Source organism: Staphylococcus auricularis (assembly GCF_051172115.1).
GTDB lineage: Bacteria > Bacillota > Bacilli > Staphylococcales > Staphylococcaceae > Staphylococcus > Staphylococcus auricularis_A.
Genome location: NZ_JBPIZN010000001.1, coordinates 740,154 through 759,844 on the forward strand (window position 1 = coordinate 740,154; position 19,691 = coordinate 759,844).

At 36.4% G+C, this 19,691-nt stretch carries 14 protein-coding genes; 6 read left to right on the forward strand and 8 right to left on the reverse strand.

All coding sequences use genetic code 11. The features are described from left to right. Positions 1-148 precede the first annotated feature (148 nt). The 5 genes from lacG to ACSBRB_RS03610 form a co-directional block, all read right to left on the reverse strand. Positions 149-1,561 carry a 6-phospho-beta-galactosidase gene (gene lacG / locus ACSBRB_RS03590; RefSeq protein WP_435031648.1) on the reverse strand — a complete coding sequence of 471 codons (1,413 nt, stop codon included), beginning with the start codon at positions 1,559-1,561 and terminating at the stop codon, positions 149-151. 241 nt (positions 1,562-1,802) lie between these two features. Then, the gene (locus ACSBRB_RS03595; protein WP_435031649.1) at positions 1,803-3,560 is read right to left on the reverse strand and encodes a PTS lactose transporter subunit IIBC; all 1,758 of its coding nucleotides are present in this window, start codon (positions 3,558-3,560) and stop codon (positions 1,803-1,805) included. A 14-nt stretch (positions 3,561-3,574) separates the two neighbouring features. Continuing rightward, complete coding sequence (locus ACSBRB_RS03600; protein ID WP_435031650.1) at positions 3,575-3,901, reverse strand: PTS lactose/cellobiose transporter subunit IIA; 327 nt, start codon at positions 3,899-3,901, stop codon at positions 3,575-3,577. A gap of 393 nt (positions 3,902-4,294) precedes the next feature. Continuing rightward, positions 4,295-5,440 (reverse strand): serine hydrolase domain-containing protein, encoded by a 1,146-nt coding sequence (locus ACSBRB_RS03605; protein ID WP_435031651.1) that lies wholly within the window; start codon positions 5,438-5,440, stop codon positions 4,295-4,297. Positions 5,441-5,477: 37 nt separating this feature from the next. Then, positions 5,478-7,127 carry a phospho-sugar mutase gene (locus ACSBRB_RS03610; protein ID WP_435031652.1) on the reverse strand — a complete coding sequence of 550 codons (1,650 nt, stop codon included), beginning with the start codon at positions 7,125-7,127 and terminating at the stop codon, positions 5,478-5,480. 486 nt (positions 7,128-7,613) lie between these two features. Here ACSBRB_RS03610 and ACSBRB_RS03615 point away from each other — a divergent pair, with 486 nt between their 5' ends. The 4 genes from ACSBRB_RS03615 to ACSBRB_RS03630 all read left to right on the forward strand — a co-directional run bounded on the left by ACSBRB_RS03615 (position 7,614) and on the right by ACSBRB_RS03630 (position 14,707). Next, positions 7,614-8,888 (forward strand): LCP family protein, encoded by a 1,275-nt coding sequence (locus ACSBRB_RS03615; protein WP_435031653.1) that lies wholly within the window; start codon positions 7,614-7,616, stop codon positions 8,886-8,888. A 25-nt stretch (positions 8,889-8,913) separates the two neighbouring features. Beyond that, entirely contained in the window at positions 8,914-9,384 is a 471-nt protein-coding gene (locus tag ACSBRB_RS03620; protein WP_435031654.1) for a DUF2538 family protein, read from the forward strand. Positions 9,385-9,482: 98 nt separating this feature from the next. Then, positions 9,483-9,914: a GNAT family N-acetyltransferase gene (locus ACSBRB_RS03625; RefSeq protein WP_435031655.1), complete on the forward strand. Its 432-nt coding sequence runs from the start codon at positions 9,483-9,485 to the stop codon at positions 9,912-9,914. A 206-nt stretch (positions 9,915-10,120) separates the two neighbouring features. Then, positions 10,121-14,707: an N-acetylmuramoyl-L-alanine amidase gene (locus ACSBRB_RS03630; RefSeq protein WP_435031656.1), complete on the forward strand. Its 4,587-nt coding sequence runs from the start codon at positions 10,121-10,123 to the stop codon at positions 14,705-14,707. Positions 14,708-14,838: 131 nt separating this feature from the next. Here the strand turns inward: ACSBRB_RS03630 and ACSBRB_RS03635 are convergent, their stop codons facing one another. Further along, complete coding sequence (locus ACSBRB_RS03635; protein ID WP_435031657.1) at positions 14,839-15,261, reverse strand: MarR family transcriptional regulator; 423 nt, start codon at positions 15,259-15,261, stop codon at positions 14,839-14,841. Positions 15,262-15,438: 177 nt separating this feature from the next. On the opposite strand from ACSBRB_RS03635, the gene ACSBRB_RS03640 reads away from it, so the two are divergent. Both ACSBRB_RS03640 and ACSBRB_RS03645 read left to right on the forward strand, forming a co-directional pair. After that, positions 15,439-16,446 carry an acyltransferase family protein gene (locus ACSBRB_RS03640; RefSeq protein WP_435031658.1) on the forward strand — a complete coding sequence of 336 codons (1,008 nt, stop codon included), beginning with the start codon at positions 15,439-15,441 and terminating at the stop codon, positions 16,444-16,446. A 270-nt stretch (positions 16,447-16,716) separates the two neighbouring features. After that, entirely contained in the window at positions 16,717-17,907 is a 1,191-nt protein-coding gene (locus ACSBRB_RS03645; RefSeq protein ID WP_435031659.1) for an aminotransferase class I/II-fold pyridoxal phosphate-dependent enzyme, read from the forward strand. Between the two features lie 291 nt (positions 17,908-18,198). On the opposite strand, the gene ACSBRB_RS03650 is transcribed toward ACSBRB_RS03645, so the two are convergent. Next, complete coding sequence (locus ACSBRB_RS03650; RefSeq protein ID WP_435031660.1) at positions 18,199-18,654, reverse strand: MarR family winged helix-turn-helix transcriptional regulator; 456 nt, start codon at positions 18,652-18,654, stop codon at positions 18,199-18,201. 214 nt (positions 18,655-18,868) lie between these two features. Next, on the reverse strand, positions 18,869-19,687 hold the full coding sequence (menB, locus tag ACSBRB_RS03655) for a 1,4-dihydroxy-2-naphthoyl-CoA synthase (protein WP_435031661.1): 819 nt from the start codon (positions 19,685-19,687) through the stop codon (positions 18,869-18,871). Between the last annotated feature and the right edge of the window lie 4 nt (positions 19,688-19,691).

Genomic DNA, 19,691 nt, shown 5'->3' on the forward strand with positions numbered 1-19,691 from the left:
AATTTTCTTATTATTTATAATAAAATGACTGACTGTATTTCGCAATCTCTTCCACAAACAAGCTCTAATAAAACAGCAACTTTACCCACGAGGATGAGATAAAGTTGCTGTAAATAGAGTGAATCTATTGTTTATTAGTGGCTTTTATTTACTGTTGCTGATCGATTGCTTCTGATAATTTCTTGTACCAATAAGCACTATCTTTCACATATCTTTGTTGCGTTTCAAAGTCGATATAGAATAGGCCATAGCGTTTGTTGTAACCGTTAGACCAACTAAACATATCTTGTAGTGACCAAATGAAGTAGCCTTTCACATTTACATCATGCTGCACATACGCTTCTTCAACCGCTTCTATATGACCTTTCACATATTCTATACGTTCTTTGTCATGTACAGATCCATCGCTTTCGAGCACATCTTTGTACCCTAAACCGTTCTCTGTAATATACATTTTATTATAATTAGGATAGTCTTCTTTGATGCGAATCATCATATCTCTGAGACCTTCAGGATAAATGTACCAATCCCAGTCATTACGTGGAATCGCTTCATTTTTAACGACTTCCCCAATACCTTTCACCCGGAAAATCGCCGTTCCTTTTTCCCCGGTACCATTATGATGAATTAAGCTTTCCTCATTGTGGGCTTTAATCCAGTTACTTTGGTAATAATTGATACCGATAAAATCTAACTGTTCGCTCGCTTTGCCCATTTCTGCAAGCTCTTCTTGTTTCATTTCTAAGTTACTAAACTGATCTCCAAGTATTTGTTGTACTGTGCTTAGCTTTTCTAAACTATAATGTCCTAAAAATGTACCATCTAGTAAAAAACCATTCATAAAAATATCATGTTTATATGTCGCGATTTGGTTTTCTAATTTGTCGTCGATACTATAGAATTGTGTTAACGCATGAACTAGTCCAATTTCACCTTCATAGCCTTTTTCTTTAAACAAGTTAACCACTCGACTATGTGCTACAAGTTGATTGTGTTGCGCTTGTAAGCACTTCAAGGTATTGTACTTCTCACCTGGCGGGAAAGCACCAGTAATATATTGACCTAACACATATGCAATCGGCTCATTAATCGTCACCCAATATTTCACAAGGTCATGATACTGTTCAAAGACGATTTCAGCAAAGTTCGCAAATGCTTCAATTTGATCTTTGTTCGACCAATCTCCAGCAAAATGTAACGGTTCAGGTGTATCGAAGTGATGTAACGTCACGTAAGGCTCCACATGATATTTATGACATGTTTCTAGCACGTTTCTATAATATTCAATTCCTTTTTCGTTTATGTCACCCGTACCATCTGGAATAATGCGCGACCAGGCTATAGAGATACGAATCGCTTTTACGCCATATTCTGAAGCAAGTTTAATATCTTCTTCATAGCGATGATAAAAATCACTTGCTGGATCTGGACTAAAGCGTCCTTGCTTTTCTAAAAATGCGTCCCAACTTACGCGTCCTTTTCCGTCTTCTGTACTAGCACCCTCTACTTGATAAGCTGCAGTGGCTGCCCCTAATACAAAATTTTTTGGTAATTGTGTCATAAGATGATATCTACTACAAATCCATTATTCAAAGATGAAGTTATACGTTGTGCTCAAAATAATGTGTGTTTACGACTTGTAGCTTTTCCTTTCCTATATTTATATAGCTCCCTTAAACACATTTAAGCTTTATCCAATTTTTTCAGTTATCTTTTGCAATTTAACTTACGAATGATTTACTTTATACCTTCATCATTTAATATTGCGACATATTGAATTACTTACTTTCTTTCCTATCTGATTATTGTGCATCGTGTTCTTTTAACTTTTCAAAAATGAGTTTCATGGCACCTTCACCATCACGTGTCAGCCCGATATACTGTCTACCTGTTGTTGGCATGAGCACGGCGCCATATTTATCTGTAAATTTCTTCATTTCGCCTTTCATCGCATCCATTTGTGGTGCGAGAATGACGATATCCATGTCTTTGATTAGATCCATGTCCTGGCCATAAGCACGAGCGGTTGCTTCGAGTGCGACACCTTTTTCTTTCGCTGTCTTATTTAAACTGTTCGCTAAGATACCACTTGTACCCCCACCTGCACAGACAACGAGTACATTCGTATGGTCACGTGATGTATCAACAAATGGCTCATCGTCTTCTGGTTGTGCAACTGCTGCAGGTGTTGTAGAGGCTGCTGAATCTGATGTGCTTGCTCCTGCTTCAGGTAAATCTGTTGTCACGTTAGAATTTGGTGCTGTTGTAGCTGCCGCTGCAACTGCTAAATCTGCACGTTCTTCGTCTAATTTTAATTTGTCATAGGCTTTTACAAATGGGAACCAAATCGTAAAGTCTATCACGAGTAATACTACAATGAGGACGAGTGATAACGTCGCGAAGTTAGAAGCCATATAGATGCCTATTGGACCTGGTGTTGGCCAAGGTAAGAAGTGCATAAATCCATTCATACCTAAGTAATCAACAAAGAATTTAAGTACCCATGAGTTAATAATCGGTGAGATAATAAACGGTACCATGAATACCGGATTCAAGATGATCGGTGCACCGAAAAGAAGTGGTTCATTCACGGCAAAGGTTGTCGGTATGAACGAAGCTTTACCTACCGCTTTCAATTCTTTAGATCTACATAAAAACATAAAGAGATACGGTACTAATAAAGTAGCACCAGTTCCACCCATCAGCGCAACAAAGTCTTGCGTTGATTGAGTAAGTGCATATTGTGCATGTTCCCCACTACGGAAGAGCTTCAAGTTTTCTACTTGGTTGTTGTACATGATCGCAATAACAGCTGGACCTACAACTGAAGGACCGTGTACACCAATGAACCAGAAGAAAGCCATAAAGCCAAAGATGACTGCAAATCCAAGATAACCATTCGCAGCTGTAAACAATGGAGATAGTAATTTCGTTACTAACTCAGCTACGTTGGCATGTAAAAGATTTCTGACCAAAATATCTAAAATCCAGAAGAATGAAACCGAAAGCGCAAAAGGAATCATATCTTTAAAAGCTTGTGAAATGTTACCTGGCACTTGAGGTGGCATTTTAATGGTAATGTTACGTGAAATACAGAACTTATAAATATTCGGTACAATAAATGCAACTAAGAATGCTGCGATTAAGCCCTTTGTACCAAACATATCAATATTGATTGCGCCATCTTTAGCAGGATTCATCGCTAAAATAAAAAGTGACGATTCAGCTGCTACGAATGTTGAAATCACATTGATTTGGTTCGTCTTCGGCATTTTTAAGTTCTTATTATCGGTCAGTGATTTCGTCACTGTACCTGCCGTAAAGACGGCTAACATACCCATCGTAAACGTATAAACCTTCATAATTGTTTCTTCGATGTGTTTAGGCCAATGGAAGCCCCAAACATTCGGTACGTAAGCCACCAAAATAAATAAAGATGAAAAGAGAATTACTGGCATTAATGCCACGAAACCATCTCGAATGGCTGCTAAATAAGGATTAGAAGCAATCTTTTCAAAAAATGGTTTCATGCGTTCAATAACTTTTATGATCTTGTTCATGGTGTCACCTACTCTTAGTTAGTAAATTGATCAAGTTGTTCGTATAAATCAATGATGTAGTTCGAAGCATCTCTGAGTGCCATTGTCGTCATTAAATGGTCTTGACCATGCACCATGATAAAGCTGAGATCCGATGATTCGCCACTTGCTTCTTGTGCTAAAATTTGTGTTTGTTCCTTATGTGCTTCAGTGATGTATTCATTTGCGACACGGATGTATTCACGTGCTTGATCAAATGATTTATCTTTCGCTGCTTGCATCGCAGCCATGACTTCACGTCTCGCATCTCCTGCAATCGCTACAATTGTGAAACCAACCATCATATTATCTTCTTTACTCATTGTTGAATCCTCCTAGTATGCTCAGTTGTCGTATTGCTTTATATCATCCTAATTTGAGATGAAATGTATTGAATAAAATTGTGTCACCCCTTATTGTATGTTCGAAATTGTTCGATTTTGTTTACAATAAAAATATACCGCTTTCATAACAGTTAGTCAATTCATTTTCTAAAAATTTGCATTAATCCCCAAACATTTTTATACCAGTAATGTAATCGCTTACTTAATACAGGATACAACCTCTTTTAATCGCTTAAATCGCACAAAAAAATCAGAGCTGATTGTTGAGAAAATGGCTTACCATCCGCTCTTTCATGTTTGACGTAAATCAATACAATACGTCTTCAACATGTTCAATCAACTCTGATTTATATTTTTTAATGACATCTACCATCATACTGGCTGTTGGAGGATCTGATGGAAAATATGTCTAACCTTAGCCTCATTATTAGTATGTGTAGGTTCATAATTTGAACCAAGAACAACCGTATATTCTTCGTTCGCATACACAGTAAATACATTTCGATAAAACGCGCCATGCAAACGATTCTTGACAGGATAACTGTAGAAACCATACCTGTAGTTAAATGGATACGCCTTCGTTTTAATAGAATGTAACAACTCATCGGTTATTTGTGGGTCAAAGATTTTATATTGTTGGAATGCGGTAAATAATTTACCCATATCTAAAGGTGTCATATATAAATTACCTGCACCGTAATAAGCATCTTGCCCTATCGGGAACGCTTGCGTAATCATATGATGATGATCATAATATCCTTTTGCCATCCGCGTCTGATAATCTGGGTCGTTAAAAAATACGGTTGTCGTTAATTTAAATGGTGCTTTAATTCGTGTGTTAAAATTTTCTTCAAAAGACTTGTTCGTAACAATTTCAATTATACGTGCTAACACTAAATAGTTCGCATCACTATAATAGAACTTTCCGTGTTGTATTACATCCATCCCATTATTTCGAATCGTCTCTACCGCATCAGCTAAACTGTGATTGAACGTGTTAGGTTTAAATGGCAAAAGGCCACTACTGTGTAACATGAGATGCTTTAACTTGAGTGGTTTCGCCATTTGAAACTCAGGGATATATTTAGTCACTGGATCATTGATATTGACTTTGTGTTCTTGTTCGAGTTGTTTCAAGATTAAGCCAGTCGTGAACTTTTGAGCTGAGCCAATTAAAAACATAGAGTTAGCGTCATTGGCTTCACCAGTTGAAAAATCTCTTATACCATAACCTTTATTAAAGATAAGTTTGCCTTGATGATAAATCGCAGCTGTCCCATTAAACTGCAGTTGAGATAAATAGTGATTGATTGTGTTTAAAAGTGGATCGCTATCATTCTCAACGGTGAGCAAAGTGGGTATTTCGTTCGTTTGTAGTTCTGATAGGCGCTTGGGTTTGACTGCACTACTGTATGACTTTTCTGCGACTTGATGTTGTGATGTATTACAACTGCCACAAAACAGCATACTTCCCAATAGAAAAACGCCTATAAGTCGTTGATTCTTGAATCTGTTCATTATTATGCCTCATTATTCTATTTTACTAACATCATTTTTATTCCATAAATGTTTCGTTAAAGCAATTCACAATCTCGTCTAAATCGTCTACTGCTAATGAGAAATACAATTTCAATTTAGGTTCAGTACCAGAAGGACGAATTGCGATGAAACCTTCGTTAAATGTAAAGCGAATAAGGTTCGTCGTTGGATAATTTAATGTTTCTACTTGTTGGTCTTTAATGTGTGTCAATGTGCCTGTAAGATAATCTTCTTTCGTTAACATCGTTAAACCGCACACATCTTCCCCTGTATAAGATCTAAATTGTTTCATTATTTGATCCATTTTTTCAGAGCCACCAGCACCTTCAAAGGTTGGAGAAACAGTTTGATCCTTGTAGTGACCTAACGTGTGATATATATCTTCTAATGCATCTTTAAATGTAAGACCGTTCGCTTTTAACATATTTTTAAATTTAATGATTAACGGCACGACTTGAATGGCATCTTTATCTCTCGTAAACGGCGCAGTTAAATAACCGTGACTTTCTTCAAAACCAAGTAATAACGTTTGATCTGTATCTTTTCGAGACTCAACCACATTAGAGATATATTTGAAACCAGTTAACACGTTGACGACTTCAACGTCCATTGATTGAGCAAGTGCTTCTGACAGTGCGCCTGTGACGACAGATTTAACGATATATAAAGGCCCATGATCATTACTTAATGCTTGAAATCTTAATTTCATGAGTAACAGTCCAATTTCATTACCATTAAAGTAACGATAATCATTAGGACCGTAACGTTCCACAAAGCCGAAACGATCTGCATCTGGATCTGTGGCTATGGCGAGTTCAGCATCTTGTTGTTCTGCTAACTGTAAAGCACGTTCAAACGCATTTGGATCTTCGGGATTCGCCCGTTCAATGGTTGGGAACTGGCCATCTGGACGTGATTGTTCACGTTCAATCGTGAAAGCATCATATCCTAGCTCTAGTAAAATGTCAGAGAGTATCGGTAAGCTGGTTCCGTGTAAACTTGTTAAAATGACATGCGCTTGTTCGCCATTCATTTCACCGACAAGTGCTTTGACGTTCTCTTTATATGCTTCCGTCACGGAAGATGACATGTATTCAATTTGACCCGCTTCGGTATAATGATTAAAGTCAGCACCTTCGATCTCTAAAGGATTTTCAATGGCATTAATGAATTGACTGAGTGCTTCTGATGGTTCGGGTAATAATTGTCCGCCAGTACGATCATATACTTTGATACCATTATAATTTTTAGGATTGTGACTTGCTGTAATCATCACACCCGCATCGGTTTGTAAATGTCTGACCGCAAAGGATAGCTCAGGTGTTGATTTATATCTTTCTGCGATCGTCACTTTAACACCTAAACGTGCAAGCACCCCAGCCATTTCTTCAGCAAATTCTTGAGATAACAAACGCGTATCAAAATGAATGACAATAGACGGGTCATCATGCTGTTCATTTAAATATTGACCTAATCCATACGCTACCTTTCTGATCGTAAAGGCATTTAACCGACCAGGACCTAGTCCAAATGTACTTCTGATACCAGCCGTACCAAATGATAATGTTTCTTCAAAGCCTGCTTTACGTTCTGTTTCATCTTGTGCTTCGTAAAATGATTTTACTAAACTTTCATCTATATGATCTAACCATTGTTGTACGGTCATCACTAAATTCCCTCCTGTCATGCAACACTGTATCTCGATTTCTTCTCTCTATGTATATGTTTCATTATATCTTATAATTATAAATAATTCATTTTTAAATTATACGTGAAACGCGTATAATCAGCAGCCACCTCATTTTTCCTATATAAATTACTATTCACTGCGCTTTAAATCTAATAAAGCAATATGTAGCATACCTACAAAACCATTTCTTTATTAGAAAATTAGGATTTAACACTTATGTTTTAAGTTAAAATGAGGTATTATACAATAAAGTATTTGTGCTTATATATGTAGCATTAAACCCGTTATGATTTAAAAATACAATTCATAGAGCAGTCACGCGTATGGATATGGTTAGGCTGTGTTAAATACAAAAATGAGTGAGATAGCCCATTTAATAACACAGTGCCTTACCATTTTAGGTGTATATTGTACTGCTCTACTCACTTTTAGAAAGACATAAGATTACAGGAGCAACCTAATATGAATAAATTTTTAAAATATATCTTAATTTTACTCACGCTCGTACTTATCGCTATTCCATTAATTTATGGCGTCTTAGTGTTCAAAACGTCGCAAAATGCATTTGAGAAATCTTACAGCAAAGACAGTTCAAATCATCAATCTCAGTTAAGAAAGCAACAAGTAGATCCTTCTAAAGAACCGATTTCAATCTTGTTTTTAGGAATTGATGAAAATGAAGGCAGAAAGAAAAATGGACAAAGCACCGAACAATCCCGTACCGATGCGATGATCTTAGCGACCTTTAACCCAGAAAAAGATCAAATTAGAATGTTTAGTTTTCCGCGTGATACAATCAGCTATATTCCTAAGGTCGGTTATTATGACAAAATTACGCATGCCCATGCATACGGTGGTCCCCTTTCTTCAATGAATACGATTGAAGCGACGATGAATGTGCCAGTCGATTACTATTTGAGAGTGAATATGGAAGCCTTTGTAGATACAGTAAATGAAATGGGCGGCATTTACTTTGATGTGCCTTATAACTTAGATGAGCCGAATAGTGATGACAGTGGTAGAATTAAGGTCAAAAAAGGTTACCAGAAACTGAATGGTGATCAAGCGTTAGCAGTTGCGCGTACAAGACATCAAGATTCAGATTTAAAACGAGGTCAACGACAAATGGCTTTACTCAAGGCCTTATATGCTAAAGCGCAAAACACTGATTCTTTAGATAAGTTAGACCGCATGATTGAAATCGTCGGAGATAATGCATCACATAACTTAACTTATAAAGAAATTAAGGCGCTTGCTTCAGATGTACTCCAAGCTAATGGTGAAATTAAAAGCGCTCAGCTTAAAGGTGAAGACGATTACCTCAATGGGATTTACTATTATAATCCAAGTCTAGAACAATTGATGAAAGCATCAAATATGTTGCGTAATGACTTAGGGTTATCTAAGATTGAGGACGAAGACGAATTCTTAAATGCACGTGTCATTAATTTTTACGGTTCTCTTGTCCCATTAACTCCAATTGACGAGAGTCTATTAGATGATAACCATCAAGATCAAGACGAAGAAAATAACGACACACAATCATCTGGTGATCAAGGAAACGAATATGAAATGAATAACGATACGAATGCTGGATATCAACAAGAATCGACGCCAGAATACAATCAATATAATGAACAACCCATTCAAAATGATCAGCAATATGGCGATCTGCAAAACCAGAATGGTGATCAACAGTTGAATGAACAACCCTATACACAAAATCAAACGTATTAATTGTTGGAAGGAGTTATGAGCGCGTATGTCACGTAAAACTTATGATAAATTAAATCATATCAATGGAATCTTTAACGTGTTAGAACAACAGTTAATTCACAGTAAAGATATGGCCCACTTTAGAAGTGAATTTTTCTATGTCAATCATGCGCATAGAGAAAATTATGAAGCGCTTCGCCTCTATTACACACAAAGTGAAAATGATCCGGTCATCGATGGCGCTTGTTATATCGTCGCTTTACCTGAAATCTTCGACAAAGTCGATGTATTTGAATCAGAACTTCCTTTTTCATGGGTCTATGATCAAAATGGAATCACTGAAACGATGAAATCCATCAGTGTGCCAATTCAATACCTCATTGCAGCTGCACTAGAAGTCACAGATGTAAATATCTTTAGACCTTCAGGCTATACGATGGGTATGAATAACTGGAACATTGCACAAATGAGGATCTTTTGGCAATATACAGCGATTATTCGAAAAGAAGCTATATAAGCTATCGCTTTCGAAAGCATATTTTATCGACATTGCGTTGTCGGTAGGGTATGCTTTTTTTAATTATCTATTTTTAAAATTAAGGGGATGTTTACACAATGAAATTTGAAATCGTCACAACAAAAGCCCAAATGGAAGATGTATTTAAAGTACGAAAAGCCGTTTTTGTGAAGGAACAACAAGTGCCGTTAGATATTGAAATAGATGAATATGAAGATGAAGCTACGCATATTGTTGGTTATAACGATGCAGAGGAAGCGATTGCATGCGCCCGTTTTCGTCCCTACTCAAATGACGCAACGATCAAAGTAGAACGTGTAGCGATAGCATCAAATCAACGTGGTCAAGGTCTCGGATTTCAATTGATGCGCTTTATAGAAGAACAAGCGCGTAACGTTGGATATACACAAGCAATATTAAATGCACAAAGTCATGCACAAGGTTTTTATGAACGTCTCGGTTATCAAGTCACTGGCATCCCTTTTCTTGAAGCAAATATCGAACATATCACGATGAAAAAGCTACTTTAGCGCCGGTTCAATTGTTACAGAATTATAAATTGACAAATTTTTTAAAATTTAAATGAAGCGCATCATAGTGGTTCTTAAGCGTCATTCGTACTGTATTATATTCTTTTTTTAAATTACTTTTATATTACAATCTAGTAAAGTCCTGTCGTAGCGCCTTTTCACGTAATATAATAGTGAGTGATTATAGAGAAAAAAGGAGTAATTTTATGGCGAAGAAAAAGTTTTCATATAAAGTGCCTTCCATTGTTGCACTTACTTTAGCAGGGACAGTTTTGGCTACACACCATCAAGCAGAAGCATCTGAAGTAACGCAAGATGACAACAAGAACGTACTCGATGATGAACAAACGTTAAAACATGCTGGTGAGATCAAAGACGAAGTAAGTCAACCTACAGCAAATATTTCAGGGACACAAGTTTACAAAGATCCTTCCGTTATTCATAACGATGACGCAGAGGATGAATCATTACAATATGATGCAGCATTAGATGAACTTGACGCTTCAACTGAAGATGAAGCTGATCATTCTAATGAAGTTCCCGAGGCATCTCAAGCTATAAATCAACAAGATAAAGCACTCCAATCTACACAAGAAACTGAAGAGAATTCAGAAGAAGACATAGAAACTGCTGAGGCAGAAAATGAAGAATCTGAACATGAAGACGTCTCTTCAGAAGAAAATGATGAATCTGATGAAACTGAATTAGAACAACAAGCAGAGAACGATGATACTACAACTGACGAACAACAAGTTTCAGATGACAAAACAGCGTTTGAAACATCAACTCATAATCAAGAAGACGCTGACGAAGCACAAGCTGCCAGTCATAATACATACCAAGATGATGAAGCTTCAGCAGAGGAAAAACAAGAATCAACTGTTCAAGAAGATGAAGCTCATTCATTCGACGACACTACATTAGATAAAGACAAAGCGGATTCAGAATCTAAACAAGATATCGAATCAACTGAAGAAGATTACAAAACATTGAATGAGACTGAAACTTCAAGTGAAGAAGATACTGCTAAACAAGAAAATACAGATGCATCCGAAGCTAACCTTTCTCAAGCAGAAGATGATTCTAAAACAGTAGATGATGCTGAAACTTCTGAACAACCAGAAGCTGATGTAGAAAATCAAGAAGATGCACAAGCTTCTAATAATGCCAATAAACAAAATGAAAATGCGAAACTTAATCAAGTTGAATCTGATAAAACAACAGGCAATGATGAAGTAGAAAATGACGAAGCTAACAAAGAAACAGCTGAACAAGCAACTACTAAAAAATCAGCACAACAAGAACTTGCTAATCATCAACGTCAAGAAGATGACCAAACTGAAGTAGTTAAACCTTCAGATAAAGTCAAAACAGATGAAGAAGAAGGTCAAAATAATGCGCAAGACAAACAACAAGACACTGAAAAAGTTCAAGCAGATCAACCATCTGAGCCAGCAGAAACAACAAATAAATCTGACAAAAACGAAACAACTGAAGCCTCTAACGAATCTGATGAGAATGAAGCGACCGAAGAAGCAAACGATTCTGTTGAAGATGAATCAACTGATGCAACTTCTGAACAAAACGATCAAAATGACGACGATTCAGATGATAACCAATCTATAAAAGATGATGGAGAACAAGCTACTGATGAAGACGACGAATCTGAAGATCAAGCAGAATTATCATCACTTGAAACAGATGAAGAGCAACCAGATAACGACGTAGTTGAATCAAATGAAAATGAAGAAGCAGAATCATCTACAGTAACAACTTATCGCTTAGACGATGATCAAAATACAGATGAAGTACGCCTTCATTTATTAACTTCAAACCAACCTACTATACCTTTAGGCGCTTCTTCTGAACAAGGTAACACTGAAGAAAGCGTGCCAGTGACCTTAAACAGAAGTGCTACTCCACGTGTCGCAACTACACGCCAAGCACAAGTTCAAGGAAGTTCACGTGAAGCAAATGAAAGAGCGACGTCTTCATTACCAAAATATGAGCCACAAGTAGAGTCACCGATCAATGACTATATTCGTCAACAAAACTTCCCTGTTCCTGAATATGAAAATAGTATCGCTGATTTCTTACCGAAAAATAGTTATCGCTATGGACATCCTGAAGGTATTGTGATACACGACACTGCAAATGATAATTCAACGATTGATAGTGAAATCAATTATATGAAAAATAATTACAATGCGGCATTCGTTCATGCTTTCGTAGACGGTGACCACATTATTGAAACAGCAAATACAGATTATGGTGCTTGGGGCGCAGGTCCTTATGCCAATGAACGCTTTATCCATGTTGAACTTGTACACACACATGACTTTGAATCATTTGCACGTTCAATCAATAACTATGCAGATTATGCAGCCACTAATTTACAATATTATGGTTTAGAACCTGACAGTGCAGAATATGATGGACAAGGTACAGTTTGGACACACAATGCGGTATCAAATCACTTAGGCGGTACAGACCACACTGATCCAATTGGTTACCTTGAAGCTAACAATTATTCATATGATGAGTTGTATGACTTAATTAACGAAAAATATTTAATTAAAGAAGGTAAAGTTGCTCCATGGGGTACAGAACCTCATACATCTACAACGCCAAAACCAGCAGACAAACCGAGTCAACCTTCTAATACTACAGACAATCAATCAAGTGGATTAACCGTTACCCCACTCGCTGATGCGATTGGTACCGTTGCAAAAGATAATCACGGTTTATACAGCACGGTCTATGATGAAGTTGGTACACAAAACAACACAATCGGTGGTAATACCTACAAACTATCTAAAAAAGCAACATTAAATGATGATGCGTTCTATCTTATTAATGATGCAGGCAACGACTTAGGCTGGGTTCAAGACGAAGATATTTTAGATAAAAAATACAACACATCTCAAACACACAAAAAAGCTGAAGAAGAAACAAAATCTAGTTCTTCCGACAAAAAAGAATCTTCAAGTAAGAAAGATTCAGCTAAAAAAGACGATTCATCTAGCAAAAAAGAATCTTCAAGCAAAAAAGATTCAGCTAAAAAAGACAACTCTTCTAGCAAAAATGAATCATCAAGCAAAAAAGATTCAACTAAAAAAGACAACTCTTCCAGCAAAAAAGAATCTTCTAGTAAAAAAGATTCAACTAAAAAAGACAGCTCTTCTAGCAAAAAAGAATTTTCAAGCAAAAAAGATTCAGCTAAAAAAGACGATTCATCCAGCAAAAAAGAATCTTCTAGTAAAAAAGATTCAACTAAGAAAGACAACTCTTCTAGCAAAAAAGAATCTTCTAGCAAAAAAGATTCAAGCAAAAAAGACAATGATTCAAACAAAAAAGATACAAATAAACAAAGCACTGTCAAAACAACTTCTGTAAATCAACTTGGAACAGTGAAATCTAATAATAATGGTATCTATGCAACAATTTACGATGACGAAAGTAAACCTGCAGACCATATAACTAACAAAACTTACAAAGTAACTAAAAAAGCAGAATACAACAATGAATCATTTGTTTTACTACAAAACGTTAATCAACCTACCCCAATCGGTTGGGTTAAAACTGAAGATGTGAAAGCAAGACCTTTAGGTAAAACAAAAACTAAAAATGGTGAATACAAAGTTAAACGTAACAACGATGGTCTATACAGCGTACCTATGGGCGGCAAAGAGCAATGCATAGACCCACTTGATGGCGATAAAAATTATAAATTTAAAGCGTCTAAAGCTGTAAAAGTTGGCGATGACGAATACGTTTACGGTAGTGTGAATAACAAAACGGGTTGGATTGCAAGTGATGATCTTAAACAAAACAAATCATCTAACAGTCAAACGAACACATCAAAAGCCGAACCATCACGCCATAAAACATTAGTCATCAATAACAAAGACGGCGAATATTATACTTCACCTAATGCATCTTCTGGTAAATCACTCGCTGATTATTATAACTCAGCATTTTCAATCATCGGTAAAGCGAAAGTAGAAGGTGAAACATGGTATTACGGTACGCTTTCTAACGGTAAAAAAGTTTGGATCAAATCCGACGATTTAGCTAAATCAGTGATTAATTATCTCAAAACAGGTATGACACTTGATGAAGCTGTGTCACTTCAATTCGAAATGGGTGCTAATCCTCAAATTCAACACAACGCTGGTACTTGGGATGATGCAAGTTACGCAGAAGTGAAACAAGCGATGGACACTGAAGGTTTAGCTCATGACGCAACTCAGAAATATCAATTTTTACGTCTAGATAAACCACAAAATATCGCAGTTAATGACCTTAATAAACTGTTAGATGGTAAAGGTATTTTAGCGGGTCAAGGTGAAGCATTCAGCGAAGCAGCGAATACTTACGGACTCAACAAAGTTTACCTTATTTCACACGCGTTATTAGAAACAGGTAATGGTACATCTACCCTTGCCACTGGCGGTAATGCAGATGGCTCAAATAAAAAATATTACAACATGTACGGTATCGGCGCATACGACAATGATGCCATTACAACAGGTTTCAACTACGCGAAAGCACAAGGCTGGGATACAGTGAAAAAAGCGATCGTTGGCGGTGCACAATTTATCGCAGGATCATTTATCCAAGATGGCCAAAACACACTTTACAAAATGCGTTGGAATCCTGATAACCCCGGCACACACCAATACGCAACTGATGTGAACTGGGCACGTCAAAATGCATCCATCATGAAACAAATGTATGATGCCATGGACGAAGCAGGTAAATTCTTCGACGTAGATACGTACAGAAAATAACACCTTATGAGCTAAATCATTCTTGCTTTAGCTCTAACTCAAATATTTTCTCTATAACAAAGTAAAGTCCTCTATTTAGCACACGATGCTAAGTAGAGGACTTTTTGTTTAACGTATGGAAACACTCTACGTTAGTAGAGCGATAATTGTTTCGCTGTCAATTTTTCTAATAATACATTTAATTCGTGTACATCCGCTTCTGTTAAGCTCTGGCAACGTGCTTCAATCAAACGATATCTCGCTTCATTGATTTCGAGAATGAGTGCTCTCGCTTTATCTGTCAGTAAGATTTCTTTACATCTTAAATCTGAATCTGATTGACGGCTCGTTAAGTATCCCAATTGTCTTAACTTCTTAATCCATCGTGACACAATGGATTGTTCTTTACTCATTTTCATCGTTAAATCGTATTGTGACATTACTTCATAATTGTACAGCAATCTTAAAATTTCAAGCTGTTCTACGGACAGATCGGCACGTTGTCCAAAACGGCGGCTGACCAAATTTAACTCATTACTCGTTGTCGTAATGAGTTGTTCTAGTTGTTGATACATCATGTTCTCCCGACCATTTGTTTAATAATTTCACCCATCATTCATAATTATTTAATATTATAATTGGCTTCATAACAATATACAATATTTATTTTCAACATCTTGAATCATTTTGTTGTAATTCTTTTGATAGTTATAATAAATTATATATATACTGCGCCACAAAGGAGTCACACTATGAGTAAAGTCGCACAAAGGGACTATTATTTTGATAATATCCGTGCATTTTTAATATATTTAGTCGTCTTCGGCCATTTATTACAGCCTTATACTGAAGGTAACTCAGACTTAACTGCGCTATATTTACTGATATATAGTTTTCATATGCCTGGTTTCCTATTTATTTCAGGCTATTTTGCGAAAAATGTAGGAAAAGAAGGCTACTTAGAAAAAATTGCGAAAAAACTTTTAGTACCCTATTTCATATTCTTTGTGTTCTTTTCATTCTACTATTATTTCACAGGTAAAAATGACACGTTGACACTCGATCCATTTAATCCGGAATTCGCCTTATGGTTCTTATTAACACTATTTTTCTTCCATGTCATTTTAGTGATCGTGAAAGATTTCAATCCCTATATCGTCTTTCCAGTCGCAATCATCATTTCACTCTTGGCTGGTTTTTCAGAAGATATTAATTCATACTTAAGCTTTTCACGTACAATCGTGTTCTTCCCTATCTTCTACCTCGGTTATTTATTTAATCGATCTCATACAGAACAGTTGAGAAATAAAAAATGGTTGCCAATATCCATCACGATTCTGGTGAGCTTCTTTATCTTTTATTATTTCTATCCGATTAACTCAGACTGGTTATTGGGAAGTACACCTTACGTTTCATTAGGCGAAGCTGAGAATAGTATTTACAGTCCAATCAAACGGCTTTTATTATATGGAGTCATTTTACTGACCATGTTCTCGTTCTTTAATTTAATGCCAGAACGACCCCAATGGTTTACTTATATTGGACGCAGAACCATGCAGGTGTATCTGTTACATGGCATTGTAATTGGTTTAGTCAGAGGTTTAGGCTTACATCCATTTAAAGATCCGACATCACCCCTCACCTACATTTACTTAATCATCGCATCACTCATCATCGTGCTCGTACTATCCAGTCGCTTTGTATGTAAATGGACCAATCCCGTCATCCAATTACAACGACCATCTAAATTCAAAGGTTAAATAAAATCACATCGATTTAGAGGCTGAGAGGCATTTTCCATCTCAGTCTCTTTTTTATGATGATCTCCCTTCGTCATCTCTCTATCGAAAATGAGTTCCACAGTTAACTATAAACGTTTTAACTCCCGTTCTTGCTTCTCTCTATGTTAAAATGAGAATTATTAAAAAATTAAGTCAATAAAAATTGAGTTATGTTTTTTTCAAAAATAACTATACATATGTTCAATAAATCATTTTGAACAATAAAACGCAACAAATGAGGTGAACGCGATGAAACTCGCATTAAATACATATTCTAAATATTTGAGACCGCCGAGTATTCGACAATTTTCCAATCGTATGAAAGGTATCGATGACTGTATCAATCTCACAGTAGGACAGCCTGACTTTCCGATGCCAGACGTCGTTAAACAAGCTTATATTACAGCGATTGAACAAGATCAAACTGCCTATTCGCATAATAAAGGCTTACTTGAAACGAGAGAAGCCATCAGTCAATATTTCGAATCTCGCTACGGATTTACATATGATGCTGAAGGAGAAATTATCGTGACCAATGGTGCTTCAGAAGCATTAGATACTGCATTACGAAGCATTCTAAATGAAGGTGATGAGGTACTCATTCCTGCCCCAACCTATGCAGGCTATATTCCACTTATTGAAATGTTAGGCGCAACTCCAGTATTCATCGATACGTCTGACACAAACTATAAAGTGACACCACAAGCGATTGAAAACCATATTTCTTCACGCACCAAAGCCATTCTCTTGAATTATCCATCGAACCCTACAGGCGTTGTGTTATCTTACCAAGAAGTTTCATCGATTGCTCACACTTTACAACATCATGAAATTTTTATTTTGAGTGATGAAATCTATGCTGAAAATACATTTTCTCAACCGCATGTCTCTTTTGCACAATTTCCTGAGATTAGAGACCAATTATTATTAATTAGTGGATTGAGTAAATCGCACGCCGCAACAGGTATACGGATTGGCTTCTTATTAGGCCCTGCCTATTTAATTGAGAAACTCACGTTTGCGCATGCATATAACTGTATTTGCGCAAATGTACCCGCTCAATACGCAACGATTGCTGCTTTGAACGAAGGCATCACTGCACCTCAAACGATGAATGATGCTTATATCGAACGCAAAAATTATTTGAGTGATAAACTCAAAGCCTTAGGTTTCCAACTCGATGCGCAACCCGAAGGTGCATTCTATATCTTCCCTAACATCTCACACTACACGGAGAACGATTTTGATTTCTGTGTCGACGTCCTTGAACAGGCGCATGTAGCGATGGTTCCAGGCTCATCATTTACTGAAATAGGCAAAGGCCATGTGCGTATTTCGTATGCTTATGACATAGCATCTATTCAAGAAGGGATGGATCGCTTAGAACGTTATTTAAGTACCCGCTATCCGACAAAGTTCAAAAACAGTAGTTCGTATTGAAATAGGTAAAACAATGCTTATATACGAGGTATAGGCCGCCTTATCGTTAAGCTTAGAAAAAAATCGAAACCTTTACGACTGATTAACAAAACACGCTTGTATATTCGCCACTTTTAAACAACCGAACATATATCAATTAGCAAAATAAAAAGCGCGATTGAAAGTCTTTAATCATAGCACTTTCAACTGCGCTTTTTTATGAATACATATTGTCCCTTTGTGTTCGTTTCACTGAACTTAATTTCTTTTGTATCAATTTGAAGCAATCACCTTGTCTAAATGTGGCTTGTCTTAGTCCTCTTTATCAGCATTGTCAATAATGTTATTATCAGTGAATTTACGTAGTATTCTATAATATTCTACTGCGTCTTCTTCACTCATTTTGAACTGTCCAAATACGTGTCTAGAAATTTTATTAAAGTCTTGTTTTAATTTCGTACCTTTTTCAGTTAAATGAATTTGTACTCGTCGTTCATCTTCTTGTGTACGCACACGATTGATCAGTTCTTTTTTCTCTAATCGTTTGATAATCGGACTAATCGTACCAGAATCTAGATAAAGTTCCTTACAAAGCGTCTTAACATAAATCGGTCTGTCATTATCTAAATACAAGAGCATGATATAGTTAGGAAAACTAATATCATACTGTTTCAAATACTGATTGAATTGATTAACTACTTCTTTATGTGAAACATAGATTAAGAAGCAGAGTTCTTTTCTCATTTCGTCATCGTATTGATTTGTCATATACACTCACCTCGTTTAGTTTAATATAGTACGTATATTTATAAGTGTCAAATATATTTAAATGAAAATAAATACCAATCAATTAATTAATGATAAAAACTATATAAATGGATAGACTTTTTTTATAAAATTTTATGAACCATTTTAGACATAAAATAAAAGCGATTGTCAAGTTAAATTCTAAGCTGACAATCGCTTTTAAGCTTAACTTTACTTAAGGGAATTTTGGAAATTGGTCAAAATCAGGTTTGCGTTTTTCTTTAAATGCGTCTCTACCTTCTTTGGCTTCGTCTGTTGTATAGTACAATAGCGTTGCATCTCCAGCCATTTGTTGTAAGCCTGCAAGTCCATCTGTATCAGCATTCATCGCAGCTTTTAAGAAGCGTAAGGCAGTCGGTGAGTGTTGCATGATTTGTTCACACCATTTCACGGTTTCATTTTCGACTTCATCTAATGGTACAACTGTGTTCACTAAGCCCATTTCAAGCGCTTCTTGGGCATTGTATTGACGGCATAAATACCAAATTTCACGTGCTTTTTTATGACCGACGATACGTGCTAAATAGCCAGAACCATATCCAGCATCAAATGAACCAACCTTAGGACCAGTTTGACCGAAAATTGCATTATCAGCAGCAATTGTTAAATCGCAAACTACATTTAATACGTTACCGCCACCGATTGCGTAGCCTCTTACCATCGCGATAACTGGTTTAGGAATCACTCGAATTAAGCGTTGTAAATCTAAAACATTTAATCTAGGAATTTGATCATCACCAACATAGCCGCCGTGACCACGTACTTTTTGATCTCCTCCTGAACAGAATGCTTTATCTCCTTCACCAGTTAAAATGATTACGCCGATGCGTTCATCGTCACGAGCTCGGCTAAAGGCATCTAACATTTCTTGTACGGTATTAGGTGTAAATGCATTGCGCACTTCTGGACGATTAATCGTTATCTTAGCAATGCCATTATAATACTCATATTTAATTTCCTTGTATTCTTTAATTGCCTCCCATGTTCTTGTCATGTTT